This is a genomic window from Acidovorax sp. FG42 (genome assembly GCF_057809195.1).
This window is the reverse complement of record NZ_JBMDJM010000011.1, coordinates 1-26028: the sequence shown is the minus strand read 5'-3', so window position 1 is coordinate 26028 and position 26028 is coordinate 1. Positions and strand designations below refer to the sequence as shown.

23 protein-coding genes and 4 pseudogenes are annotated in these 26028 nt (G+C 59.6%); 13 read left to right on the top strand and 14 right to left on the bottom strand.

Features of this window, described 5'->3' with window-relative positions; genetic code table 11:
* Positions 1-54: 54 nt before the first annotated feature.
* The 6 genes from ACODSM_RS12945 to ACODSM_RS12920 all read right to left on the bottom strand — a co-directional run bounded on the left by ACODSM_RS12945 (position 55) and on the right by ACODSM_RS12920 (position 6471).
* Positions 55-750 carry a Crp/Fnr family transcriptional regulator gene (locus tag ACODSM_RS12945; protein WP_488805530.1) on the bottom strand — a complete coding sequence of 232 codons (696 nt, stop codon included), beginning with the start codon at positions 748-750 and terminating at the stop codon, positions 55-57.
* A gap of 665 nt (positions 751-1415) precedes the next feature.
* Positions 1416-1871, bottom strand: a complete 456-nt coding sequence (locus ACODSM_RS12940) for a nuclear transport factor 2 family protein (RefSeq protein WP_488805529.1) — start codon at positions 1869-1871, stop codon at positions 1416-1418.
* A complete protein-coding gene (locus ACODSM_RS12935; RefSeq protein WP_488805528.1) occupies positions 1858-2592 on the bottom strand; it encodes an alpha/beta fold hydrolase in 735 nt (244 codons plus the stop codon). The genes ACODSM_RS12940 and ACODSM_RS12935 overlap by 14 nt, the downstream gene beginning before the upstream one ends.
* Positions 2589-3539: an amidohydrolase family protein gene (locus ACODSM_RS12930; protein ID WP_488805527.1), complete on the bottom strand. Its 951-nt coding sequence runs from the start codon at positions 3537-3539 to the stop codon at positions 2589-2591. The genes ACODSM_RS12935 and ACODSM_RS12930 overlap by 4 nt, the downstream gene beginning before the upstream one ends.
* Positions 3536-5638 (bottom strand): acetate--CoA ligase family protein, encoded by a 2103-nt coding sequence (locus tag ACODSM_RS12925; protein WP_488805526.1) that lies wholly within the window; start codon positions 5636-5638, stop codon positions 3536-3538. The genes ACODSM_RS12930 and ACODSM_RS12925 overlap by 4 nt, the downstream gene beginning before the upstream one ends.
* 26 nt (positions 5639-5664) lie before the next feature.
* Positions 5665-6471, bottom strand: coding sequence for a crotonase/enoyl-CoA hydratase family protein (locus ACODSM_RS12920; RefSeq protein WP_488805525.1), 807 nt, complete (start codon positions 6469-6471; stop codon positions 5665-5667).
* A 446-nt stretch (positions 6472-6917) separates the two neighbouring features.
* Here ACODSM_RS12920 and ACODSM_RS12915 point away from each other — a divergent pair, with 446 nt between their 5' ends.
* The 9 genes from ACODSM_RS12915 (at position 6918) to ACODSM_RS12875 (ending at position 18397) form a co-directional block, all read left to right on the top strand.
* Positions 6918-8384 (top strand): benzaldehyde dehydrogenase, encoded by a 1467-nt coding sequence (locus tag ACODSM_RS12915; protein ID WP_488805524.1) that lies wholly within the window; start codon positions 6918-6920, stop codon positions 8382-8384.
* A 236-nt stretch (positions 8385-8620) separates the two neighbouring features.
* Positions 8621-9388: a coniferyl-alcohol dehydrogenase gene (locus tag ACODSM_RS12910; protein WP_488805523.1), complete on the top strand. Its 768-nt coding sequence runs from the start codon at positions 8621-8623 to the stop codon at positions 9386-9388.
* Positions 9389-9441: 53 nt separating this feature from the next.
* Positions 9442-11187, top strand: coding sequence for a DUF1302 domain-containing protein (locus ACODSM_RS12905; RefSeq protein WP_488805522.1), 1746 nt, complete (start codon positions 9442-9444; stop codon positions 11185-11187).
* A 28-nt stretch (positions 11188-11215) separates the two neighbouring features.
* On the top strand, positions 11216-12580 hold the full coding sequence (locus ACODSM_RS12900) for a DUF1329 domain-containing protein (protein WP_488805521.1): 1365 nt from the start codon (positions 11216-11218) through the stop codon (positions 12578-12580).
* A 23-nt stretch (positions 12581-12603) separates the two neighbouring features.
* Entirely contained in the window at positions 12604-13641 is a 1038-nt protein-coding gene (locus ACODSM_RS12895) for a WD40/YVTN/BNR-like repeat-containing protein (protein ID WP_488805520.1), read from the top strand.
* A gap of 15 nt (positions 13642-13656) precedes the next feature.
* On the top strand, positions 13657-16077 hold the full coding sequence (locus tag ACODSM_RS12890) for an efflux RND transporter permease subunit (RefSeq protein ID WP_488805519.1): 2421 nt from the start codon (positions 13657-13659) through the stop codon (positions 16075-16077).
* Positions 16078-16187: 110 nt separating this feature from the next.
* Complete coding sequence (gene ligA / locus ACODSM_RS12885) at positions 16188-16628, top strand: protocatechuate 4,5-dioxygenase subunit alpha (RefSeq protein WP_488805518.1); 441 nt, start codon at positions 16188-16190, stop codon at positions 16626-16628.
* A 5-nt stretch (positions 16629-16633) separates the two neighbouring features.
* A complete protein-coding gene (locus ACODSM_RS12880; RefSeq protein WP_488805517.1) occupies positions 16634-17515 on the top strand; it encodes a class III extradiol dioxygenase subunit beta in 882 nt (293 codons plus the stop codon).
* A 102-nt stretch (positions 17516-17617) separates the two neighbouring features.
* Entirely contained in the window at positions 17618-18397 is a 780-nt protein-coding gene (locus ACODSM_RS12875) for an SDR family NAD(P)-dependent oxidoreductase (RefSeq protein ID WP_488805516.1), read from the top strand.
* Positions 18398-18426: 29 nt separating this feature from the next.
* Here ACODSM_RS12875 and ACODSM_RS12870 read toward each other — a convergent pair whose 3' ends face one another.
* Complete coding sequence (locus ACODSM_RS12870; RefSeq protein ID WP_488805515.1) at positions 18427-18777, bottom strand: MarR family winged helix-turn-helix transcriptional regulator; 351 nt, start codon at positions 18775-18777, stop codon at positions 18427-18429.
* A gap of 236 nt (positions 18778-19013) precedes the next feature.
* Positions 19014-19124, bottom strand: a pseudogene (locus tag ACODSM_RS12865) (IS5/IS1182 family transposase); the annotation flags it as partial.
* 76 nt (positions 19125-19200) lie between these two features.
* On the opposite strand from ACODSM_RS12865, the pseudogene ACODSM_RS12860 reads away from it, so the two are divergent.
* Together ACODSM_RS12860 and ACODSM_RS12855 are read left to right on the top strand one after the other, a co-directional pair.
* Positions 19201-19467, top strand: a pseudogene (locus tag ACODSM_RS12860) (IS110 family transposase); the annotation flags it as partial.
* 101 nt (positions 19468-19568) lie between these two features.
* Complete coding sequence (locus tag ACODSM_RS12855) at positions 19569-20189, top strand: class I SAM-dependent methyltransferase (RefSeq protein ID WP_488805514.1); 621 nt, start codon at positions 19569-19571, stop codon at positions 20187-20189.
* Here ACODSM_RS12855 and tnpC read toward each other — a convergent pair.
* The 3 genes from tnpC to tnpA form a co-directional block, all read right to left on the bottom strand.
* The gene (tnpC, locus tag ACODSM_RS12850) at positions 20155-21705 is read right to left on the bottom strand and encodes an IS66 family transposase (RefSeq protein WP_488805513.1); all 1551 of its coding nucleotides are present in this window, start codon (positions 21703-21705) and stop codon (positions 20155-20157) included. The two genes, ACODSM_RS12855 and tnpC, sit on opposite strands and share 35 nt — an antisense overlap.
* A gap of 80 nt (positions 21706-21785) precedes the next feature.
* Positions 21786-22139, bottom strand: a complete 354-nt coding sequence (gene tnpB, locus ACODSM_RS12845; protein WP_488805512.1) for an IS66 family insertion sequence element accessory protein TnpB — start codon at positions 22137-22139, stop codon at positions 21786-21788.
* A complete protein-coding gene (gene tnpA / locus ACODSM_RS12840) occupies positions 22115-22510 on the bottom strand; it encodes an IS66-like element accessory protein TnpA (RefSeq protein WP_488805511.1) in 396 nt (131 codons plus the stop codon). Before tnpA ends, tnpB begins: the two co-directional genes overlap by 25 nt.
* A 47-nt stretch (positions 22511-22557) precedes the next feature.
* Between tnpA and ACODSM_RS12835 the strand changes: the two are divergent.
* Positions 22558-23334: pseudogene (locus tag ACODSM_RS12835) on the top strand (IS110 family RNA-guided transposase); the annotation flags it as partial.
* A gap of 291 nt (positions 23335-23625) precedes the next feature.
* Here ACODSM_RS12835 and ACODSM_RS12830 read toward each other — a convergent pair.
* The 3 genes and pseudogenes from ACODSM_RS12830 to ACODSM_RS12820 all read right to left on the bottom strand — a co-directional run.
* Positions 23626-23811, bottom strand: a pseudogene (locus ACODSM_RS12830) (transposase); the annotation flags it as partial.
* A 415-nt stretch (positions 23812-24226) separates the two neighbouring features.
* Positions 24227-24823, bottom strand: coding sequence for a hypothetical protein (locus ACODSM_RS12825; protein ID WP_488805510.1), 597 nt, complete (start codon positions 24821-24823; stop codon positions 24227-24229).
* Between the two features lie 63 nt (positions 24824-24886).
* On the bottom strand, positions 24887-25393 hold the full coding sequence (locus ACODSM_RS12820) for a nuclear transport factor 2 family protein (RefSeq protein WP_488805509.1): 507 nt from the start codon (positions 25391-25393) through the stop codon (positions 24887-24889).
* 174 nt (positions 25394-25567) lie between these two features.
* Here ACODSM_RS12820 and ACODSM_RS12815 point away from each other — a divergent pair, with 174 nt between their 5' ends.
* Positions 25568-25972, top strand: a complete 405-nt coding sequence (locus ACODSM_RS12815) for a winged helix-turn-helix transcriptional regulator (RefSeq protein WP_488805508.1) — start codon at positions 25568-25570, stop codon at positions 25970-25972.
* The last annotated feature ends 56 nt before the right edge of the window (positions 25973-26028 follow it).

Genomic DNA, 26028 nt, shown 5'->3' with positions numbered 1-26028 from the left:
GCTATCTGCTGCCGCATCAGCTATCGCTCCAATGAAGGCTGTTCATGCGCCTGCCTAGTAACCTGACTGCGCATACTCTCGCAGGGATTGCAGGTCTACGATCTGAAGGTTTCCATAGTTCGCTCGGACCAGTCCAGCAGCCTCAAGAACTCTGATTGCGGCGTTTGCGCGCTGACGTGACAGGCCTGCCAACTCACCGAGTTCTTCTTGGGAGATTGAGAGTGCAGAGCCCATCCCCGGATACAGGACCGGATTGAACAAGCTCAAGAGTGCACGCGATAACTTCACTGGAGGATCATCAATCCGATCTGTTTCCACCATGCCCATGAACTGGCCCAGCCGCTCATTGAGATGAATCAAGAGGAAGTGGTTAAAGTTGAGGCTTGTGGCGAGTAACCAGCGGAACGTCGTTCTGGGGATATGAACCGTACGGCTTGGTTTGATGGCGACGATGTCGTAGTGCCGAGGTTCATCCTTGAGAAGTGAGCCTTCGCCGATCCAGCTGTCGGCGGGTACGCCGCTATAGATAAATGACTTTCCACTGCGAAAGTTGTCGCTCGCTTTGAGCAAGCCTTCGGCGACGCCAATCCATGAGGTAGCAGGATGACCTTTGTGGGCTACAAACGATCTCGCAGGATGCGTTTCCTCATATGCATCTGCGATCACTCTCTCTTGGACTTCGGCCGAAAGTAGTTGCATCCATTTGGCGTCTCGAAGCCAACCGGCGCAAGGCTTGCTGGACAGCTGCATCTTCTATCTCCTTGGGCAGACCATACCCGTCCGATGAGGGATGGCTCAATCTTGGAATACTTGAGCCTCGAAGAGCCGCCACTCTACTCGGTAGGACTGTCTTGCAGTTCAGCCTTTCAATGATGGTTCGGGCGTTGGCGGGGCACTCCGCAACGTTGCAGATGTGGCTGCGCAATTGTGAACATGGCTCAAAGGGAAACGAATCTAAATTTCCATGCAAACCTGACCCACAGGGGTGCGGATATAGACTTGGACTAGTTATATGCCGCTAGTCCAAGGCCCACCCGGTATTCAATCGGGCTGAGGGCCCCCAGGGAGATCTTGATCCGCTTCTCGTTGTACCAGCGGTCTTTAACCATTTTTAGCTGCAGGTAATGAGCAGATCCACTTCACTGACGCTCGCTGATGGGTACTCCCCGCGCTGCACTGCACTGCACCATCCTCACTGCACGCTCGCGCACCTCGGGCGAGAACTTGTTTGTCTTCTTCATGGTCAATCCTCTCAGAGTGTTGAGCTTCCGCGAAACCTACGGCGATTCAGCTTTTGCCGGGGGATGGTTGCTTGCTGGTCTTGTAGCGGTTCTTTCGCACGTTGGGTTCGCTCGTGCGCTGAGACTACCAGTACGTGTAGCCGGGTGTGCGCAAAAAACCCTCCTTCAACAGGCTTATGCAAGATGTAGATCAAAAACCGAGCGGCGGCGTGCAATGCGCCAACCTTGCGAAGTTTTGACAAAACGGTCTTCGAAGCGGCCCATGATCTGTATCGGGTCTGCGACCCGCCTGTATGTGCCCGCTTCGAAGTTTGATTGCCCGGCCCATAGCAGAACTCGTGTTTGGGCTCGTGCAGATTCGCGCCCCATTTCTTCGAAGAACGTACCCGCGACGAAATGGGCGGTCATACGCGCTGCAGATCGTGAGCGGTACGCGCCTTCGATGGCGTCCCGGCCCCGTAGCACTTCTCCGGTCGGGCGTACCAGTTCTGCATCCGCACTGAAGAGGTCGGCCAGGCCTTGGGCGTCTCCAGCGTCCACCAGCGCTGCTGACCGCAGCACCAGTTCTCGGCAGCATTGCTCCGCGTAGAGCTTATGCAGCATGCTGGTCGTGCTCTCAATGGTGGTCATGCAAGCACCTGCGAAGCCACTCGACAAGGGCTGCCGAAACGGCGCCGGGCTGCTCCATGGGGCTCATGTGCCCGCAGTTTTCGATCAATTGCAGCTGTGAGCCTGGCACCAGCGCATGCATGGCTTGGTGTCTGGAAGGGGGGCTCCACTGGTCTTGTTGGCCGCACACCAGCAGCAGAGGAACCTTCAGCCCATGGAGCACAGGCAGAGCGTCTGGCCGGTGTAGCAGCGCGTTGATCTGGGCTGCAAATCGCTCTGGATCGCTTCTACCTACCATGTCTACCATGCGCTCAAACAATGGGGTTCCCTGCACGTCGGCATGCACCATGGAGGCCAGCCATTGTCTGGCCATCGCTTCCATGCCTTGGCGGCGTGCCATGTCCAACAACTGATTGCGACCTTTGCGCTCATCATCACCCGTTGGGCCTGGCACGAGGGCCGCGGTACCAGTGTCGAGCAACGCCAAGCCCAGAACGCGATCTGGGGCCTGGCGTAGCAATTCGAGCGCGACCCTGCCTCCCATGGAGTGTCCCGCCATGGCGAAGCAAGGCACAGAGACTGTGCGCAATACATGCGCTGCCATCTCTTCGATTCGATCAATCACGCCGTAACTGCCCACCACCACATTGAACTCACCGGACAGCGCCGCTTCCTGGGCAGCCCATACATCCTCGTCGCACAACAGGCCGGGTAGAAGGACGATCGTGGAAGCGGGGGTCATTCAGGCACCTCCGCCGTGCAGCAATCGCCAGCGGCAGGCGGTTTCAGCCGCTGATAGCGCCCGAAGACCGGGTCTTTGTCCAGCCCGAGCAGTTGAATCGCGTTCTGCTTGAGGATCAACGGGCGCACCTCCGGCTTGATGTCCAACGTGTCGAAATCCTTGATCCAGCGCTCTGGTGTGATGACGGGGTAGTCTGACCCAAACAACACCTTGTGCTTGAGCAGGGTGTTTGCATACTTCACGAGCTGGGGCGGGAAGTAGCGCGGCGACCAGCCCGACAAATCGATGTAGACGTTCGGTTTGTGTGTGGCCACTGCCAGCGCGTTGTCCTGCCAAGGAAAGGAGGGGTGCGCGATGATGATGGACATGGATGGGAAGTCCACGGCCACATCATCCAGAAACATCGGGTCTGAGTACTTCAGGCGGATGCCGCCTCCGCCGCGCAGCCCTGCACCCACTCCGGTCTGTCCACTGTGAAAGATGGCGGGCACGCCCGCTTCGGAAATGGCCTCGTACACGGTGTAGGCATCGCGGTCATTGGGGTAGAAACCCTGTGCTGACGGGTGGAACTTGAAGCCCTTGACCCCGTGGCTGTTGATCAGGCGGCGTACCTCGCGCGCGCCCATCTTGCCGCGCATCGGGTCGACGCTGGCAAACGCAATCAGTGCATCCGGATGCCGCGCAGCGTCTTCGGCCACTTCCTCGTTGCTGACGCGCAGCTGTCCGGTTTCGCGCTCGGTATCCACCGGGAAGATCACCGCCAGCATGTTGCGCTCACGGTAGTAGGCTGCCGTGGCATCAATGGTAGGGCGCGGCAAGGGCTGCTTGAAATAGGCATCCATCGCAGCGTCCATGGCGATAGCCACTTCGTCGGGAGGATTGCGGGTCGACTTGGTGGCATGGGTATGCATGTCGATCGCAACCAGGGAGTCGAGAAAAGCGCTCATTGCACCACCACCAAAGCATCTAGGGCCAGCACGCCACGGTCCGTGCCGTAGGCCACCAGGGGGTTGATATCGATTTCCGCGATGTCTGGCCGCGCCAGCATGAGGGCCCCCACGGTAGCAACCGCGCGGGCCACCGCGTCCAGGTCCACGGCGGGCGCTCCGCGGAAGCCTTGCAACAGCCGTGCACCTTTAAGTGCCTGCAGGCGTGCCACGATCCCAGAATGGGGAAAGTCAGGGCCCAGCAGCTGCACATCGCCCAAAGCTTCGACCCAGATGCCCCCGAGGCCCACCATCAACACAGGGCCCCACTGGGCATCCCGCACGGCACCGACCACAAGTTCCAGGCCGCGCGCGCCCATGGATTCCACCAGCACCCCATCCAGCACCAATGTGGCGTCATGCCGGTGGATGTTTTCCTGCAACTTTTGCCAGGCTGCCCGCAACTGCGTTTCGTCCTGAATTCCCAGCATCACGCCACCGGCTTCGGTCTTGTGCGCCAGCTTGGCAGCTTGGGCCTTGAGGACCACGGGATAGCCAATGCGTGCAGCCACGGCGACAGCCTCTTGCACGGTCGTGGCCAGATCACCGGGGGGAGTCTGCAGGCCTGCGGCCTGCAGCAGTTGCTTGCCGCGCCACTCAGGCAGCATCCCTGCCTCCAACGCCAGTGGTGATGGCGCGGCCGGTACGCTGGTGTTGCCTGCACTTTCCCAGTTTGCGCGTGTGCGACCGTAGCGGGTGAAGGTAGCCAGGGCGCGCAGCGCGCGCTCGGGCGAGCGCATTACGACGGTGCCAGCGCGTGCAGCCTTCTCCAGTAGCGCTGCGGGCAGTGGCATGTCTTCGTTTTGCATGACGAAGATGGCGGGCTTCTGAGCACCCTGCATGCCCTCCAAAAATGAACTGAGCCACACTGGGGCAATGCCAGGCGATGGCATGGGTAGGGACACCAGCAGGCTGCCGATGCCTGGGTCTTGTTGCAGTGCCTGCACGCCACGTCCGATGAGTTCCGGTTTGGGGCCTATCAAAGTACCCAGATCCAGCGGATTGCGCGGTGGCGTGTACACGGGCAGATGTTCGCGCAACGCCGCGGTCTGCACCGGGGACATCGGTGGCATCTCCAGGCCCAGAGGTTCAAGATAGTCCAGCGCAATACCGCACAGTGCTCCCGATGCGGTGATCAGCCCCAGACCGCCCTGCGGCGCCTGGGGGAACCGCAGGCACAGTTGCCCCAAATCAATCACTTCTTCCAGGCTATCGACCACCAGCACGCCAGCGCGTTCCATGGCCAAGCGCATCGCCGAGTGGTTTCCGGCCAGTGCCCCCGTGTGTGAGCGCGTTGCCTCCTGGGCAGACTCGCTTTTTCCGGGGTGCAGCAACACCACGTGCTTGCCGCGGGTTCGCAGCTGATGCAGTGCCGTCAGTACGTGGGATGCATGGCGGATTTGCTCGGCGTACACAACCAACGTCGATGTGTGAGGGTCCTGCGCCAGGAAATCCAGCACATCCGCCAGGCCCAGTTGCGCCTCATTGCCTGTGGTGAGCACATAAGACACGGGCACGGCGCGTGCACGTAGCGACGCAGCTACATGCACGCCAATTCCGCCACTTTGGGCGACGACGGCCACAGCTGGTCCATCCTCTGGTTTCAGGCGTGGAGGCAAGTCCAACTCCACCATCGAGACGTGGAAGTTGTCGACATTGTTGAAGAAGCCGATGGTGTTGGGGCCCAGCAGCCGCATGCCACCCCGCGCTGCGGTGTCTGCAATTTCCTGCTGCTTTTGGCGTCCCTCTTCGCCCATCTCGGCAAAACCTGATGCAAAGCAGATGGCTGAACGGGCGCCCCTGGCCACGCAGGATTGCACCGTCTCCAGCACTGCATCGGAGGGCACCAGCAGGATGGCCAGATCCACCGCCATGGGCAGTTGCTCAACACTGGTGAGCACCGTGCGCCCACCCACCTCGCCGCCGCTGCGCCCTACCAAGTAGATGTCGCCGTCATACCCGGCATCCAGCAGGTTGCGAAGAACCACCAGACCCGCAGAGCCTGGCTTGGTGGACAGTCCGACCACCGCCACAGAGCGCGGTGCCACCAATGCCTTCATGGAATCTTGTGTCTGAATGCTTGCCATCATTGCGCTCCCACCGCCGCGTTGGCACTAGAAACCACCTTGGCCGCCCGCTTTTCCAGAAAGTCGCGCATGCGTGCCTTGGCCTCGCCGTCGGACTGAGTGACAGTTGCCATGAGGCCTTCTGTCATCAGTCCATGCGCCATGGTCTGCTCGGCGATCAGAGGCAATGCCTGCATGATGGCGAAGTTGGATAAAGGCGCATTGCTCGCGATCTTTCGTGCAAGCTCGAGCCCCTTGGCGCGGCCTTCCCCCGGGTTCACGACATAGTGTGTCAGCCCCGCCTGCAGACCTTCTTGTGCGGAATAGACCCGCCCTGTGAGCATCATCTCCGCCACGCGTGAGGCGCCGATCAGCTTGGAAACCCGCACTGAGCCGCCACCGCCCAAGAAGATCCCGCGCTGTCCCTCTGGAAGGCCAAAGTAAGCGCTTTGCTCTGCCACTCGTACATGGGCAACCGATGCCAGCTCCAACCCCCCGCCCACTACGGCTCCATGCATCACGCACACCACGGGGCAGCGTCCGAATTGAATGCGATCAAAGGCTTCATACCACACACGCGAATGCATCAAACCTTCCGCGGGCGAAGTTTCAGAAAGTTCGCTGAGATCCAGCCCGGCGCAGAAGTGGTCTCCCGCGCCATCAAGAACCACCGCACGCACGGTTGTAGGCAGTGATTCAAAAGCCGCACGCAATGCCGCAATGACCTGAAGGCTCAATGCGTTGCGTTTGTGTGGGCGGTTCAGGGTCAGGCAGGCCACAGTGTCGTGGATGCTCACGCTGACAAGGGTGGTGATTTTGCTGGTCATATTGGAGGAATGGCAGTGACCTGCCGTGTTTGATGATAGATGCTTATCTTTGTTGTTTGTTAGCTAGGCTAATTAATAAAATGCTATCACGCGCGCCATTTTTCAGACTACGTGCAAACCCTAGTCCACTGGGTTGCTGCCATCGCTGCGTGGGTGCAGCTGCTCCAGCTGTTGCCTTCAATGACCATGGCTTTTGTGTCGGCACAAGATCACAGTCAAAGGGCGGAGGTCTTCAGGCAGAAGGCTCCGAGACCGGTGTGCAGTACGTTGCTTGACGCTTCGGCACGGTCATTGTTGGCTGTGATGCGCCTAGTGCTGGCGAGAGAAAAGTGCCGGTTTTCATGTCATCCAGGCATCAGGTACCTAGGGTAATCATCAGGTCAACTGTTTTAATTAGCCATGCTAACATTTACTCATATTACTTGTTATAGATATGGAGACAAAGCATGCAAGTCGAAAAAGGTTGGCTTCAATCGGAACGTTGGGATGGTTGCATCTATGTGGGGGGCTGGACGCCCGTGCAACGCAACATGCCTATTTATGAGCCGGCAACGGGCGATGTTCTGGGTCACAGTGGTTGTGCCGAAGTAGCCCATGTCTCAGAGGCAGCGCGATTGGCGCGCGACAGCCAGACCGCCTGGTTTGGATTGCCCCCGCGAGAGCGCGCTGCCGTCTTTCATCGGATGGCTGCATTGTTGCAACAGCATTTTGTTGAACTGGCCTTGTGGATTACCCGCGAGACAGGTGGCACGTTGGCCAAGGGTGAGCATGAGGTGCGTGAAGCCATCACGTTCTGCCAGGTCGCTGCCTCCATGCCTATGCATCCGCAGGGCCAGGTGCTGCCCAGCGTGCCCGGCAATCTGAGCCTGGCACGGCGCGTTCCACACGGGGTGGTTGGTGTCATCTCGCCGTTCAACTTTCCCCTGATTCTGACGCTGCGGGTGGTGGCCCCAGCGCTGGCTGTCGGTAATGCAGTGCTGATCAAGCCGGACCCACGCACGTCAGTGAGTGGTGGTCAGATGATTGCGCGCTTGTTGGAAGAAGCTGGCTTGCCTCCGGGGGTGCTGGCAGTGCTTCCTGGGGGCGCGGATGTGGGTGAGGCGCTGGTCACAGAACCCAATGTGTCCATGGTTTCGTTCACGGGCTCGGTGGGGGCGGGGCGGCGCGTTGGCGAGTTGGCTGCCAGGCACCTGAAGAAGGTTTCTCTGGAGTTGGGTGGCACCAACTCATTGATCATTCTGGATGATGCGGACCTGGATGTAGCAGCCAGCAACGCTGCATGGGGTGCCTGGCTCCATCAGGGGCAAATCTGCATGGCATCCAACCGAATTGTGGTGCACGAGTCCATCGCCCCAGCGCTGATTCAGCGCCTGGTTGAAAAAGCGAACCGGCTTCCGGTGGGTAACGGGGCCACGGGGCAGGTCGCACTGGGACCACTGATCGATGCCTGTCAGCGCGACCGCGTGCACGCCGTCGTGCAGGAGGCTTTGGTTGCAGGCGCAACGCTGCATGCAGGGGGCAATTACGACGGTCTGTTCTACCGCCCGACTGTGCTCAGCGGAGTGCGCGCGGGCATGAGGGTTCATGACGAAGAGGTGTTCGGTCCCGTGTTGAACCTCATCACCTTCAAGACCGATGAGGAAGCTGTCGCCCTTGCCAACGCCCACGCAGGCGGCCTGGCTGCCGGAGTGATCACGCGTTCTTTGCAGCGTGGAATGGCGCTGGCCCAGCAATTGCGCGCGGGCATGGTGCATGTAAACGATCAAACCATTAACGACGAGGCAACCAATCCGTTTGGTGGTCCCGGCGTGGCTGGCAATGGCAGCGTGCACGGCGGTCCTGCGGATTGGGAGACCTTCACCACATGGCGATGGCTGACAGTCAAGGACGCAGCCCCCGTGTATCCGTTCTGAACTCCACGGGCGATACATCCACCTGATCGCCATTTTGTACATCCCCGTTGCCATGGCGCTGTGTCGATGCGCTCCCTGACGCAGTCGTGCGTAAAGCAAGGGTTGATGGTGTGCCTCTCTGGCGTGAAGGCAAAGCAGGCCCTTGCGCGGGAGGTGTGGGGTGCCAGTTTGCCCGAGCGGCGTCGGGCACGGTTGAACGCAGGGCTTGCTAGCCCACTACACAAAGGATCGTTTCCATGGATCTCGCAGGAAAAACCATCGTTATCACAGGTGCGTCGTCTGGAATTGGTGCCGAGACGGCACGGCTCATGCGCCACAGGGGGGCACGGGTGATTGGGGTGGATCGCAATGATCCACAGATCACGCTGGACGGATTCATCAAGGCTGACCTTTCCGACAAGGATGCGATTGATGCAGCCGTGCAGCAGTTGCCTGAGTGCATCCACGGCCTTTGCAACGCGGCAGGCGTGCCTGGCACTGCAGCACTGGATTTGGTCGCGCGAGTGAATTACCTGGGGCAGAGGCATTTGACGGAGCGCGTCGCCCAGCGTATGCCAGCTGGCGGCAGCATCGTTCAAGTGACTTCCATATTGGGCTACTTCTATGGCGGTCGGCTGGACGTTCACAAGGCGCTGGCTGAGCAGGCCGATTTCGACGCCGGATTGGCCTGGATTGCGCGCAACCCGCCACAGCACAAGGACTGCTACGAATACTTCAAGGAGGCCCTCATCGTATGGACGATGCAGCGGTCGTACAGCCTGTTTCGCGAACGGGATATCCGCATGAATTGCGTCGCACCTGGACCCGTGTTCACGCCGATTCTGGGGGACTTTGTCACCCAGTTGGGGGCCGAGAGAGTGCAGGCCGATGCCCTGCGCATGAAGCGGCCTGCTTTTGCCGACGAGGTGGCACCCGCGTTGGCATTTCTGTGCAGCGAAGACGCCCGTTGGATTAACGGAGTGAACCTGCCGGTCGATGGCGGGTTTGCAGCCACCTACCTGTGACTGCTTTGCCGGCAGCCATCCCAAGTTTGCACCACTATAAGGAGACAAAAAAAATGCGCTTACATCCCATCGCTCTTGCGGCCGCAGCACTGGCCGTCATGGGCGTTCCTGGCGTTCAGGCCTTTGAGATTGAGACACCCGATCCTGACCTGAAGGTTCGCCTCGACTTTACTCCCAAGGTCAGCACGGCCTACCGCGTGAAAAACCCGTCTCCAGCGCTTTCGCGATTTGATGTGTCGAGCGATCCTGGAATCGTCAACGAAGACGATGGAAACAACAACTTCAGGCGGGGTGTCATTTCAAAGCGGGTGGATCTGCTGACAGAGTTGGATGTCACGGGGCGCAACTTCGGCCTGAGACTCAGTGGCACCACTCTGTACGATGACGCATACAACCGCCGCAGTGATTACCAGGGCAGTCCGCTGTATGCAGGAGGCATGCCTCTGGGGCCTGTAGTCTCTACTGCGAGCAACCTGTCGGGTCAGGCGCCCAACGCTTTTTTGCCGTCTACCCGTCGTCAGCATGGAAGAGACAGCGAGATCCTCGATGCCTTTGCCTACGTCAAGGGCGAGGTCGGCGGCATGCCCGCCACCTTGCGCGTTGGCAAGCACAGCTTGCAATGGGGGGAGAGCCTTTTCTTTGGACAGAACGGCATTGCCAATGCACAGGGGCCTGTGGACATCGCAAAAATCGCCTCGGTTCCTGGATGGCAATTCAAGGAAGTCCTGCTTCCGGTCGAGCAAATCTCGGGTACTTTACGCATTGCCGAGGGCTTGCAACTGGGCGCCTACTACCAACTGAAATGGCGCCCCAGCAAGCTGCCCGGAGTTGGCAGCTACTTTTCAAACCAGGACTATGTGGGAGGCGGGCGCGTCAACTTTGGCAACGCCCCCGATGGATCCCCCATTGAATTGCCAGTGCTGCAATCGGCCGACAGGCGCCCCAAGGACAGCGGCCAGGGCGGTATCCAGCTGCGCTGGAGCCCGCAAGGCGGCGAATACGAGTTCGGTTTCTATGCTGCGCAGTATCACGACAAGACGCCCAGCGCGCTCGTCTTTGACTTTGCGCGCGGCAATACCCACGTTGCATATGCGAGCAATATTCGCACCATCGGGGCCAGTGTCACATCGTCTATCGGACAGCTGAATTGGGCTTTGGAAGGGTCGCTGCGCAGCAATGCGCCGCTCAATGGGGACCCAGCCGTGTTGGGGGGGCCTAGCCCCGTCGTTGGCTGCGATACCAGCAACGCAACGCCGTGCTACCCAGTTGGGCGCACAGCGCATCTGCAACTGTCAGGGATTTACGTGCTGCAGCCGTCAGCGCTGTGGCAAGGCGGTGCTTTGCTGGGCGAGATTGCCTACAACCACCGGCTCAAGGTGACGCGCGACATCTTCACCATCGGGCCCAACGGTTCATGGGTGGGTGTGGGCGGGCTGGATCCCAACACGACCAAGGGCGCATTCGCGATGCGGGTTCTTTTCGAGCCCACCTATTTCCAGGTTGCTCCAGGGCTGGATGTGTCGGTGCCTATTGGGGTGGGCTACAACTTTGGTGGCCGCTCTTCGGCGATCGGTAACTTTGCGGGCGGCACATCGAATGCTGGCGACTGGACTATCGGCGTGAAGGGAACGTATCAAAACGTCTGGAAGTTCGCTCTTACCTACACCGGCTATTTCGGTACCCCCAAGACTTTTACCGAGACCTTGACCGCCGGAACGGGCTCGCCGCGTCAACTGAGCTTTGGCCAGAGTTTGCGTGACCGTGACTACGTGGCACTCAGCCTGACCCGTACCTTCTGAATTTGCTGACATTCCAGGAACCATCATCATGAAAATCTTGAACCCCCTCTGGAGCGCCGTCGCTTTGGCCTCGTTGCTCCCCTTGTTGCCTGCCCAGGCATTGGCAGCCGTCTCTGCGGACGAGGCCGCTCAGCTCAAGACGACCCTGACACCGCTTGGCGCAGAGCGGGCGGGCAACAAGGACGGCACCATCCCGGCATGGGATGGTGGCTTGAAGGCCCTCTCGGGATATCGCAATGGCGATCCGCGCCCTGATCCCTATCCTGCAGACAAGCCCCGCTTGCAAATCAACGCCAAGAACATGGATCAGCACGCGGACAAGCTGAGCGATGGCGTCAAGGCGCTGATGAAGAAGTATCCCGACTTCAGGATCGACGTGTATCCCACGCGCCGCAGCGCTGCCGCACCGCAGTATGTCTATGACAACACCTTCAAGAATGCCTCCCGCGCCAAGCTGACCGACAACGGCCAGGGGGTGGAGGGCGCGTTTGGGGGGGTCCCGTTTCCGATTCCGAAAGACGGCTACGAGGCGATCTGGAACCACCGGCTTGCATGGATCGGCGTGAACACCCAAACGCCCTTGCGGGTGTGGGTGATGACAGCCGATGGTCGACGCAGCATGGCCTCGGGTGGAAACCAGACGTTCCGTCGTGCCTACTATGATCCTGATTTGACGGCTGAGAAGTTCGACGGCTACTACCAGATGGGCAAGTTCTCGGCTACTGAGCCAGGCTCCAAAGCCGGTGAAGCGATCCTGGCGCACGACGGATTGAACGCATCCGCACCACGCGGTCTGTGGCAGTACCTGGTGGGGCAGCGCCGTGTTCGCAAAGCCCCCTCCGTGGGCTATGACACACCGGACGCCGTCACCTCGGGCATTGGCCTGTTCGATGAAGCCTTCAATCTGTTCGGACCGATTGACAAGCACGAGCTCAAACTGGTGGGCAAGAAGGAGGTGTACATCCCCTATAACAACAACCGTGCTGCTTTGGCCAAGGTCGCCGATTTGGTGACCCCGGCAACCCTGAATCCGTCGCAGGTACGCTGGGAGCTCCATCGTGTCTGGGAGGTGGAGGCCACCCTTACCGCTGGCAAGCGCCATGTCGCCGCCAAGCGCAAGTACTACTTGGACGAGGACAGCTGGCAGATCGTGCTGTTTGATGGCTGGGATGCCAAGGGCGAGCTCTGGCGCACCAACTTCTCGCTCATGCTGACGGCCCCTGATATTCCAGCAGTCCTGGGCAATGTGTTCTGGGGCGGCTATGACCTGCAAACCGGTGCCTACTATCTGAACATGGCAACCAACGAGTTGCCTGTGCAGGTCAAGACACTGCCGACACTGCAGCGCAGCTTTTTCAGCCCCGAAGAGCTTGCCAACGAGGGCACGCGGTGAAGCGCAGAACCTTGATTTTGGGCATGGGCTTGGGAGCCTCGATGTTCGGAGCCCATGGCAGTGCGGCGCCCGCACCGGCGGCTCTGCCTGAGGCGCTTGGTCGGGCGGCCACGGCATCCAGGCTGGCCCGCAACTCGGCGCTCTTGACTGCCACGCGCACGGACAGCCGCCTGTTGGTGGCAGGCGAGCGCGGTACCGTTTTGTGGAGTGACGATCATGGCGAACAATGGACCCAGGCTCGTGTGCCTGGGCAGATGAGCATCACTGCGCTGGCTTTTGGCAATGCGCGCGAAGGCTGGGCTGCCGGGCATTTCGGCGTGTTGCTGCGCACGCAGGATGGAGGACAGTCCTGGACGTTTGCCATGGATGGGATACAGGCTGCACAACTGCTGCAGCGCAGTGCCACCACCGATGCTCAGCGGCAGGCAGCGCAGCGCCAGGTAGAGCAAGGCGCAGACAAGCCACTTTTCGACATTGCTTTGTCCGAAGGAGGGCTGCTGGCCGTGGGGGCCTACGGGATGGCCTTGCATCGCCGTGCTGGTGATGGATCGTTCGAAGCCATCGGCAGCAAGCTGCCCAACCCCAGGCAGCTGCACCTGTACGCAGTGCGCGCGCGAGGTCGTCACGCCTATATCGCAGGCGAGCAAGGCTTGCTGCTGCGATCCACCGATGGGGCAGACCGTTTTGAACCATTGCCGTCGCCCTACAAAGGCAGCTTCTTCGGACTCGAATTGCTGGGCGACAGCACGGTGTTGGCATACGGGCTGCGAGGCAATATCTGGCGCTCCACCGACCATGGCGAGAGCTGGAAAAAGATACCGAGCCCTTTGCCCGTGAACTTGAGCTCCGCCACCCGACTGAACGATGGCGGCTTGGTGTTGCTTGCTCAAAACGGCGATCTCCTGATCAGCCGGGACGAGGGGCTGACCTTTGCGCACACGCCGGCCACCGAGCCCTTCCCCGCCGCCGCCTTGGTGGCTGCGGCGGACGGAAACCACTTGGTCTTCGGAGGCCTGCGCGGTCTCAAGCGCCAGACTCTGGCATCAATCCTTACCCCCTGACGATGGAATAGCACCGTGAGCCATGTCTCTGACGATACTGCCCAGCCGGTGATCAGCCGGCTGGAGAACTTCGACACGTCCAGCGGCACTGTTGCCGAACGGCTGATTTTCAATCACCGCTTCTGGGTACTTCTCATCAGTCTGCTTGCAACCTTGGTGTTCGGATGGCAAGCCTTGAATATTCAGCTGGCTGCCAGCTTTGAAAAGACAATCCCCACTCGACATCCGTACATCGTCAACTTCCTGGAGCAGCGCGAGCAGCTGGGAGGAAGTGGCAATGCGCTGCGCATTGCGGTGGCTTCCAAGAACGGCACCATCTTTGACAAGGAATACCTGGAGACCCTGCGCGAGATCAGTGACGCGCTGTTTCTGATGCCTGGGGTGGACAGACCCTTCCTGAAGTCGCTGTGGACCAGCAACACCCGCTGGGTGGCTGTCACAGAAGAAGGGCTGGATGGCAATACCGTCATCACCGACAGCTACGACGGCAGCCCTGCGGCTATGGCGGAGTTGCGGGCCAATGTCGAGCGGTCGGGTGAGATCGGCCAACTCGTGGCTGCCGATTTCAAGAGTTCCATCGTCTATGTTCCGCTGTTGGACAAAGATACGAGGACGGGCAAAGCCCTGGACTACGCGGCACTGGATCAGCAACTGGATGCCTTGCGCACCAAGTATTCCAGCGACACCATCGATGTACACATCATCGGCTTTGCGAAGGTGATGGGAGATCTCATTGATGGTGTTCGCCAGGTGGCGGTGTTTTTCGTCCTGGCGATCATCATCTGCGCTGGCGTCCTCTTCTCATACACCCGCTGCCTGCGATCGACCTTCATCGTTGTGTCCTGCTCCCTGGTCGCGGTGCTCTGGCAACTGGGGATACTGCGGCTTGCGGGCTACTCGCTGGACCCGTATTCCGTGCTGGTGCCCTTCCTTGTATTCGCCATTGGCATGAGCCACGGCGCTCAAAAAATGAATGGCATCTTGCAGGATGTCGGGCGTGGAACGCACCGGGTGATTGCAGCCCGCTATACCTTTCGCCGCCTTTTCATGGCGGGCCTGACCGCCCTGTTGTGTGATGCGGTGGGTTTTGCCGTCCTGGTACTGATTGACATCCGCGTTATCCAGGAGCTCGCGGCCAATGCCAGCATTGGTGTGGCGGTGCTGGTAGTGACCAATTTGGTGTTGTTACCCGTGCTGTTGTCGTACATGGGTGTGAGCCCGAACGCAGCGCAGCGCAGCCTGCGCCAGGAGCAGTCTGGTGAGTTGGGGTGGGGCTGGGCGTGGATCGCCACGTTCACGCAACGCAAACCAGCCTTGTGGGCGATAGCTGCCTCCTCGGTTTTGTTGGTGGTGGCTGTTTCGCTGTCGATGCGGATCGAGGTGGGTGATCTGGACCCCGGCGCACCCGAGCTGCGCGCGGACTCGCGATACAACCGCGATGTCGCGTTCGTGGTTCAGAACTATGCTGCCAGCACAGACATCCTGACCGTGATGGTGACGTCTCCCGATGACCAATGCACGCGATACGCCACCTTGAGCAAGGTCGATGAACTGGCTTGGCGTCTGCAGCAGGTACCAGGCGTGGAAGGCACTCAGTCGATAGCGGGCCTTTCGAAGGTGGCCATGGTGGGCTTCAATGAGGGCAACTTCAAGTGGTACGAGCTCATCGCCAACGACCAGGCATTGGGCGGAGTCCAAGCCATCGCTCCTCGGGAGTTGATCAACAAGGCTTGTTCCTTTCTGAGCCTCCATGTCTTTCTCAAAGATCACAAGGCCCGCACGCTGGATGGTGTCGTGGCAGAGGTTGAGCGCTTCATTGCCGAGCAGCCTCGTTCTGAGCTGCGCTTCTTGCTCGCTGGTGGCTCGGCAGGCATTGACGCAGCCACCAACCAGGTGGTTCGCCAGGCCATGCGAGAAATGCTTTTCTGGGTATACGGAGCGGTAGTTGTGTTGTGCTGGATCACTTTCAGGTCCTGGCGTGCCACGCTGGTCGCCGTGCTCCCTCTGGTGTTGACTTCCATGCTGTGCGAGGCATTGATGGTTGTGTTGGGCATGGGCGTCAAGGTGGCAACGTTGCCCGTCATTGCGCTGGGGGTTGGTATCGGTGTGGACTACGCGCTTTATGTGCTGGCCGTCATGTTGCAGCGCCTCAAGCGTGGTGACACCGTAGATCAGGCGTACCGAGCGGCGTTGCAGTTCACTGGGCGGGTCGTCATGCTGACCGGGTTGACCCTGGCCTTGGCCGTTAGCACCTGGTTCTTCAGTCCTATCAAGTTCCAGGCGGACATGGGTGTGTTGTTGGCTTTCATGTTCCTGTGGAACATGGTCGGTGCGCTCGTTTTGTTGCCTGCGCTTGCCCGCTACCTGCTGAAGCCGACTTCGAAAATCCAGGAACCGCGTGCCGATCGTGCCCCAACAACGCAGGCCGCTGTTTGATGCGATGGCGCTGTTGTCTGCGCCATCACGACTCTGCACCACCCACAAGCAATGAAGCTCGTACGCGTTATACAGATGATTAATCGGGCTTCTATCCAAGGAATCCATTGATGGCAATTGATAAGCCTTACCTCAGCATTCCCGGCACCACAGTCTTTGACATGGACATGTCGCGCCAGGGCTACTGGTTGAACCAGTTCTGCATGTCATTGATGAGTTCAGAGAATCGCATGCGATTCAAGGCAGGAGAGCTCGCCTATCTGGACGAATGGCCCATGAGCGAAGCACAAAAGGCGGCAGTCCTTGCACGCGACCTGAATGCATGCATCCGCTTGGGGGGGAATATTTACTTCCTCGCCAAAATTGGATCGACGGATGGCATCAGCTTTCAGCAAATGGCAGGCAGCATGACGGGCATGACCGACGAGGAGTACCGCAGCATGATGATCAACGGCGGACGCTCGCCCGAAGGCAACCGGTTCCTGGGCGAGGACGGTGATGCGCAGCCCCATCGGAAGCCACAAGGCGCGGCAGTGCGTGCAGGGGGTTGATCGCCATGGCATCCATCACTGCGTCTGTCTACACCTCGCATGTTCCGGCTATCGGTGTTGCCCTAGACCTCGGAAAAGAGTCAGAACCCTATTGGCAGCCCGTATTCAAGGGGTACGAGTACGGCCAGCAATGGATTCAAGAGCAGCAGCCCGATGTCGTGGTGTTGGTTTACAACGACCACGCTACGGCCTTCAGCCTGGAGATGATTCCCACCTTCGCCATCGGTACCGCAGCGCACTACCAGATTGCTGACGAAGGCTTCGGTCCGCGCCCCGTTCCCCCAGTCCTTGGGCATCCAGAGTTGGCTGCGCATATGGCGCATTGCCTTATTCAAGATGACTTTGATATGACGGTCGTCAATCGGATGCCGGTGGATCACGGCCTGTCGGTTCCCTTGTCACTCATGTTTGGACGTTTGAATCCCCAAACGAAGGCATGGCCCGTCCGGGTCATTCCCATCGCGGTCAATGTGGTCCAGTACCCGGTTCCGTCTGGGAGGAGATGCTTTGAGCTGGGGCGAGCCATCCAACGCGCCGTGGCATGTTTCGATGATGACTTGAAGGTACAGGTCTGGGGTACAGGGGGCATGAGCCATCAATTGCAAGGGCCGCGTGCAGGGCTGATCAATAGCCAGTGGGATCTCCGATTCCTTGATCGACTCATCCACGAACCCGCAGCATTGGCGGATATGCCCCACATCGAGTATCTGCGCGAGGCGGGGTCAGAAGGCATCGAGTTGGTGATGTGGCTGGTTGCCCGCGGTGCCATGGCCGATGCAGCTGGTGGCCCCACCCCCCGGGTCGTTCAGAGGTTCTACCACGTGCCGGCGTCAAACACTGCCGTGGGCCACCTGATTCTGGAAAACCAGCCAACAGGCATGGCCTGACGCTCGGCATTCGCTGCTTGCGCGGCTTGCTGGGGCATCGTGGCGCAGCCCCGCCCGGCCGCACTCCATTACCTACTTTCTCAACGAGTTGGAACACGTACCATGAACATCAACAACCAGTCAGCCATCGTCACGGGCGCTGGGTCCGGATTGGGCGAAGCCGTTGCCAGGGCATTGGCCAGTGCCGGTGCACGCGTTGCCTTGCTGGACATCAATGCGACGGCCGCAGAAGCAGTGGCCGGTGACATTCGTCGCCAAAACGGTCAGGCGCTGGCCGTCCCTTGCGATATCAGCGATGCCGAATCCGCCATGGCGGCTCTGGATGCCGCCACCACTGCACATGGTCCGGCGCGTATTCTGATGAACATCGCTGGGGTGGGGGGCGCCAAGCGCATCATCCAGCGCGATGGCACACCCGCGCCCCTTGCGGATTTCGAACGCACCCTGCGCATCAATCTTCTGGGAACCTACAACATGGTGCGTCTTGTGGCGGCTCGCCTGGCTGTGCTGGAGCCTTTGGTAGATGGCGAGCGGGGCGCTATCGTCAACACCGCATCGGTGGCTGCTTTCGATGGACAAGTGGGTCAAGAAGCATATGCCGCGTCGAAAGCGGGCATCGTTGGTATGACGCTGCCCCTCGCGCGGGACTTGGCTCAGTGGGGAATCAGGGTTTGCACCATCGCTCCTGGAATTTTTGCCACACCGCTACTTAAGGAATTGCCAGAGGCCGTGCAGCAGTCGCTGGCACAGTCCATTCCGTTTCCCAAGCGACTGGGAGATCCGCAGGAGTTCGCGGCACTGGCCTTGCACATCGCCCAGAACGGTCACCTCAACGGCGAGGTGATTCGCCTCGACGGTGCCCTGCGCATGGGGCCCCGCTGAATTGATTGTGCGCCAGAAGATACGGGTGCTCAGGTCGCAATACGCTCCAGCATGTCAATCAACTGGCGTCGCTCGATCGCTGTCAGGTTTTGGGACAGCTTTTTCTCATAGAGAGTCAGCTTTTCTCGCAACTGCTCTAGATATTCATGGCCTTGCGCCGTAATCTCTAATGAGTAGCGCCGCCTGTCACCCTCCACATCCACCCTTTGCACCCAGCCGGATTGCTCCAGTGTATCTACCACCTTCAACACGCTAGGCCCCGCCACATCCAGCGCCTTGGCTAGTGCAGACTGGTTGATCCCCGGATTCATTGCGATCAGTGAAAGTGCAGTGACCCGGGCGGGGGAGAGATCCAACGGCGTCAGAGTCTGGTAGAACATTTCATACGCTCGCACTTGCGCTAGGCGCAACTTGTACCCCAGCGAGTCGTGCTGAAAGTCAAACGCCGAGAGCTCTGGAGTTGTAGTGCGCTTGCCACGCCGCTTGAGCACAGCCGTCTCGGGACTTTTACCTCTTGGCATGCTTGTGATGCTTCCTTAACTAAGGTAATGATCATAGCCCCTTCGACTTTAGGGATGTCCTGAACAACTCGAATTCGTGAGTGCTATAAGGCCGCAGTTTTCAGATCGCGCACCCTACCGTGAGCATCAAGGCCTGCAAACTCTCGGTAGATCGGCGTGTCAAAGAAGGCTTCTTCCATGGCCAAATCCCAAAAGGTGAAACACTGCTACTGAGATGGACCCGACGCCATCTTCGTCGCAAACTGGTCGTCCTTCACAACTTGCCGCTACCGGAAGTTCATCATGAACGTTGACCTTCTGGGTATCGACTTGACCAAGCGCGTGTTTCAACTACACGGAACTGATCGTCGCGGTCGTGCACTGCACCGCGCCAAGGTCAGTCGATCTGAATTGATGGAGGCGGTCCGGCAGCTACAGCCGCACACCATCGCGATGGAGGCCTGCAGTTCCGCTCATCACTGGGCAAGACAGTTCCAAGCCCTTGGCACCGAAGTCAAGCTGATCAGCCCACATTACGTTGAGCCCTTCGTCAAGACAAACAAGAACGATCGTAAGCGTCCGGCCATCCCTTCTTGACTGCGCCGAATCGATTTCGACGCTACAGTGAGGCGACTCGCCGACTCGCGGCACATCGACTTCAGGAGGCTTCGATGCAATCCAAAGAACATTGGGAACAGGTCTACACGACAAAGTCCGAGAACGATGTCAGTTGGTTCCAGGAGCATGCACGTCAATCGGTTGATCTCATTGCGCGCACAGGTGTGTCCAAGGGGGCGAGCATCATCGACGTTGGCGGTGGCGCCTCGACGTTGGTTGACGATCTCCTCGCCAACGGTTACCAGCGGGTCTCTGTCCTGGACCTGTCGGAGGCTGCTCTGGCGGCATCACGGGCTCGGCTCGGCGATCGAGCATCTGGCGTATCTTGGCTCGCCGGTGACATCACGAAGGTCGAGCTTGCACGCCATGCCTACGATGTCTGGCACGACCGCGCCGTCTTTCACTTCCTCACGACTCGCGAGGAGCGCGAAGCCTACGTCAATGCGGTCCTGCGTGCAGTCAAGCCGGGAGGCCACGTGATTGTGGCAACGTTCGCCGAGGATGGACCGGAGAAGTGCAGCGGGTTGCCCGTCATGCGCTATAGCGGCGATGGCCTACATGCAGAGTTCGGGACTCCGTTCACGCTCCTGCAGCAGGAGCGCGAAGAGCATCAAACGCCCTTCGGAACCGTTCAGAAGTTCATCTACTGCCTGTGCCGCAAGGAGTCCAACTGATCGTAGGCGCTGTCCAGTGATGCGGCAGCAGTTCCTCGATCTGACTGGCCTTGTGCGTGGGCAGCCGTGTGAGGACGTCCCTGAGGTAGGCGTACGGATCATGCCCGTTCATGTGCGCTGACTGGAACAGGCTCATGACAGCTGCCGCCCGCTGACCAGCGCGCAGGCTCCCGGCAAAAGGCCAGTTCGATCTTCCGAGAGCAATGGGCCGGATCTGATTCTCGATCCAGTTGTTGTCAATCGGCAGCCGCCCGTCATCGACGAACCGGGTAAGCGCCACCCAGCGGCGCAGGCTGTAGTCCAGCGCCTTGGCCGTCGCCGAACCCTCGGGCACCTTCTGGCGCTGCAGCAGCATCCACTCGTGCAGCGCATCGAGCGTCGGCGGGGTTTGGTGCTGGCGAATCGCCTTGCGCTCGTCGGCGCTGATCTCTTTAGCCTCACGTTCGACGGCATAGACCTTGGCAAACTGCGCCAGCGCGAATTCGGCAATCTGGCTCTTGTTGGCCGCATGCAGGTCGAAGAACTTGCGCCGGGCATGCGCCAGGCAGCCCACCTCGGTCACGCCACTGGCGATCAGCGCCTTGTAGCCGCTGAAGTCGTCGCAGGTCAGACTGCCCCGCCAGCCGCCCAGGAATGCCCGAGCATGCTCACCCGCGCGCGATTCGCAGAAGTCGTAGGCCACGGCCTTCATATCTTCGAACGCCCCCGGAGCGTAGGCCCAGAGGTAGGCCCGGTGCGTCTTGCCGTTGCCGGGCTTGAGCATCTGCACCGGCGTCTTGTCGGCATGCAGCACGCGGTGCTGGAGCATTTGAGCTTTGAGCGCATCCACCAGCGGCTGTAGCCGAACCCCGCATGTGCCCACCCACTGTGCCAGGGTCGAGCGCGGGATCGCCAGGCCGGCACGCCCGAAGATCGCCTCCTGGCGATGCTGCGGCTGGTGGTCGGCGTACTTAGCCACCAGCACCTGGGCCAGCAGCCTGGTGGTGGGGACGCCCTTGTCGATGACGTGAGCGGCCACCGGTGCCTGAACGATGGTTTCGCACTGGGCACAGGCCCATTTGCCACGTACATGGCGCTCCACGCTGAACACCCCGGGTACGTAATCCAGCTTCTCGGCCACGTCTTCGCCGATGTGCTTCATCTGACAACCGCAGCGGCAGGTGCTGGACTCGGGTTCGTGGCGGATCTCGCGCCGGGGCAGGTTCGCAGGCAGGCGCAGCCGCTTGGGTTGCTTCTTCTCCTGCGGGGTCGTCGCTGCGGCCTCCTGCTGCAGCGCGTCGATCTTGCTGGCCACGGCCGCCAGATCGGCTTCGATCTCGTCTTCGAGCAGGCTTTTCTGCTCGGTATTGAATCGCTCGGACTGGGCGGCGAACTTCATGCGCTTGAGCAGCGCGTTTTCGTGGGTGAGCTTCTCCAGCAAGGCGCCCTGGTGGCGCAACTGAGTCATCAGGCGGGCAGCCATCTCGCGCAGCTGATCGGCGCTCAGACCTTCCAGGGATTGCGGCTCCACCACCATGGCCCTCACTGTGCCAATACCGACGTGCGCGCGCCATCAGCGCATGCACCAATTGGCAAGTGCCCACCGCTGCCGGAGAGTCAGACCACGGTGATGACGCCACCGTCGGCCAGGCGTTGCCAGGGCAGGCCCATGACCAGCGCATCGAGCTGCTGGCGCTGCAACGCCAGGTTGGAACCACCGGCCAGGGGCCAGATGAACTTCCCCTGGTGCAGCCGACGCGCTGCCAGCCAGATACCGATGCCGTCGTGCACCAGGATCTTGATGCGATTGGCGCGTTTGTTCGCGAATAGGTAGGCATGGTGGGGATGGGCGGCGCCGAAGACGGCAATGACCCGGGCGAGTGTCGTATCGGTGCCAGCGCGCATGTCCTGCGGTGTGGCTGCCAGCCAGGCGGCGTCGATGCGGATCACCGAAGGCAATCCCTCAGCCATTCCACGCAGGATGACGATGCCTCGATGGGCCAGCTCACCGTGATCACGCATGAGCCGCGCCGGATCTCGACGCGAATATCCGAAGTGGGACTTCCCGCCGCGTGAACAGGTGCAGCGTCCTCAACCTCGGGCGCAGAGAGGTTCAGAGGGATGAACGGATTGATGGGTTTGGGAGCGGTTGCCGCAGCGTGCTCGTGCAGCCAGCGATGGACGATGTTGGCGTTGATGCCATGGGCCAGGGCCACAGCCGCGATCGACGCTCCGTTTGCCCGGCACTGCATCACGACCTGGGCCTTGAGTTCTGGACTGTAAAAGCGCCGCTTGGGATTGGGGCCGATCGCCTCGCTCGACATAGTGTGCATGATCTCCATCGTGCACACCATGCCTGCTCGAAGGAGCTATCTCAAGATGGGTTCACCGCGCGCATACGAACGATCGCAACGATGCAGAGGCGATCGTCGAGGCAGCCTGCCGCCCGAGCATGAACTTCGTGCAGGTGAAGTCCGTTGAGCAGCAAGACATTCAGGCCATTCACCGAACGCGCGAGCTGCTGGTGCAGCAGCGCACCGCACCCACCAATCAAGTGCGGGGTCTGCTCGCCGAAAGAGGCATCACCGTAAACCGATCTCCAGCAGCTTTCAAGAAGTCTGTCCCTGAAATCCTCGAGTAGACACAAGGCGAGCTGACCATTCGCTGCCAGACGTTGCTGCGCATGGCGCTCGATGGGTTCCGCGAAATCGAAGCTCAGATTGCTGAAACGGAAGAATGGCTTGAAGCAGTCATGAAACAGTCCGCGGTGTGCCAGAAGATCGCAGCCATCCCAGGCATAGGGGTGATGACCGCAACTGCAATAGTGGTCGCTATTGGCGATGCTAAGGCATTCAAAAACGGCCGCCACCTAGCTGCTTGGATCGGACTCGTTCCCCAACAAAATTCATCGGGCGGAAAGTTTCGCCTGCTCGGCATCAGCAAGCGGGGAGATACATATTTGCGAACGCTGTTGATCCACGGGGCGCGCTCTGTCTTAGTCAGAGTTGCGTGCCGCAAGGATGCACGCAGCGTGTGGCTGCAGGAACTGATCTCCAGGCGTGGATACAACCGCGCGACCGTAGCGCTTGCAAACAAAAATGCGCGGATCATTCAATCCGTCCTGAGTGGTCCTGAGAGCTACCGCCCGTCGATGGTGGCGGCATAGCAGATCGCTCTGGAACCTGATTCCTGGCCGGCAAGAGTCGACCAACACCCAGCCGTGGTTTTTGCGACGCTTCTCAAATGTGATGACGCAATCGGTTAGACCAGCGTTCCGTGATCCTGTACTTCATGTGGGCCGAGCGATCAGGCCGAACTGCTGCGAAGGACGGAACGCGCGGATCTCATCAAGGCTGCGGGCAAGCGAAAGCATTGCCCATCAAGCAAGCCGAATACATGTGTGCAGACCGTTGATCATCAAACGAGAGGGACTTGCCAAAGGCGTCGGGTCAACATGCATACAGTGAATGCGCAGCATGGCCTCCAGTGCAAAGGGTGGGCGGCCGTTCTTGCCTTCGGGGTAATAGGGCGCAATGAGTCCGACCAAGGCGGCCCAAGGAACCACCCGATCCATCAGGGCCAGCAGCTCTTGCTTGCGGGTCTTCTTGGTGCTCAGATTCAAATCAAAGCTGCTTTGCTTCATGGCCTGCTAGGATGTCACGACTGAGCTGTGTCTATCAGGCTGCTCGCGAGGTTTTGCAGGATTTCCTTAGAGTCGGGTCAAGTTTTTTCGGAATTTCTGATTGGGAATCTTCAAGATCAGCGAGTTGTGTTGATATTTTCAAGTTTCAGTCAGTGCTAGTAGGCGCTGATGAAAGCGAGCATTCATAGTTCGAACTACGTCTCAATGCGCAACGCTCGTACGTGACGCGATGTTTCAAAAGTAGATTTCCAGGTAAACCTGAACTCCCGCTGAACATGTGAGCGCGGGTACCGACATGGACGGCGCAGTCGCGTATCGGATTTTGGTGTTGCGCGCCGCGTATCAAGCCCACAAACGCTTCGCGCAGTTTCTGCACGGTTGGCACTAAATAGCGGTCGAGTTGGTCCCACCTCCATCATCCTTGCAGGCATGGATTGCTTTTCCGCTGCTTGGTGGGCAGTGTGCTGGAGCGGCGTAGCCACAGCAGCACTGCGCTCGCACCAGCCCAGCCGCCCAGGAGAAGGCTGGCATAAACTGCAGTTGGGTAGGAATAGGAGACGCTATGGTTCCATGGCCGCGCAATCCCCAGGAAGCTGGCGTACATCCACGACACCGATGAAGTTGTGGCCAGAGCCGCCAGACCCAGCATCTGCCACTTCGGCAGAAAGAGGAAAGCGGTGTCACCTTGCAGCACCGGAAATGCCCAGCGATGCATCACCCAGCCGTTGATGGTGAGGCAGGTGACGATAACCACTTTGACCCACAGCTTCTCGTTGTCCAAATAGTTCGGTGATTCCAGCATGCCTAGCAGGATTAGCCCAGCCCCTGTGGCCCACAGCACGACCAGTGAAGCACTTACAACGGCCTTGGTGAACTTCAGTGAAGCAATACCTTCGAGCGTCATCGGTGCCCGGCAGTGCAGGAGAAATCGAATGTCGAATTCCAAGATCTTTCCCACGGCCACGGCCATGGCAATAAGGTGAGCGAAAAGAACGGCATATTTCAGAGTCATGATGGCGAAGCTAGAGGTGGGAGAGCAAGCAATGGCTCATAGAAGTGAAGTTGTGGCTGTGCCTCAACGGGACAGATCAGGTGACTCGCCTTTCAGCGCCGGGTCCCAATGCTCGTCTGCCTTGCCATCGCGAATTCTCCAGGTGTCGAACCATGTGGTCGTATACCGGCCGTCCGGGCCATTGACGGTTCTGGGGTAGAGCACTGTGACTAGGTCTGCCTCGGCCGTTACGGCCACGATGGGCGTGCTAATTCGCTCAGGAATCGCACGGGGTTTGATCTTCAGAACACCGGTGAAGTACTGCACTACCGCGTCTCGCCCTGACTGCGCATTGGGGTTGTGCTGGATGTAGCGCTCGGTCAGATACCTATCTGCCCGATCCCACCGGCCGGCCTCCAGCAACTCCCGGATGATTTGGTAGGCGACCTGCTTGTTGGCGTGCAACTGGGGATCGGGGCTGGAGAAAAGCGCTTCTGCGTTCGGTGATGGTGTGACTACTTCTTGTGCGTGGGCGTAGCCCAGCAGGGTCGGCAGTGCGATCGCTATGGAAAGAAATTGAAAGCGTTTCATGGTTTTGGGAAGGAAACGGGTAGAGGAAAACAGGCCTTCAAGCGATTGCCAGCGCTGGTCGAAATTTCCGGATCTGATCTGCGCGGTTGGACACTCGATGGGCCTGTTCGGTGGCGGATGGCCAATGTTTTCACTTAAACTAACTATTCGCAAGTACGTACTAAAAGGTAAGTGATGAATGCTGTTCTGACTCCATCCCTGTGCGAGCAGGAAGTCATGTCGGTTGAGTTCCCGCGGGCGGACGTGTTCGCCGAGGCCTGTCCTTCACGAAGTGTGTTGACCAACGTAACCAGCCGCTGGGGCGTTCTGGTGCTGATCTCATTGAGCGAGGGGACGCTTCGGTACAGCCAGATTCGAAGAAAGATCGGTGGCGTGAGCGAAAAGATGCTGGCGCAGACACTGCAGGCGCTAGAGCGGGACGGCTTCGTGCTCCGGGTGTCTATGCCCGTCGTTCCGCCCCATGTGGAGTATTCGTTGACACCGATAGGGCGGGAGGTCTGCGCTCATGTGAAGGGGCTGACGGACTGGATTGAGGCCAATTTGCCTGCTGTGATGGAGGCACGCGGGGCGTTATCCTGACTGTTGATTTCCACGCAAAGCTGACCCACCATTTCCATCGAATCTTGACCCACCCT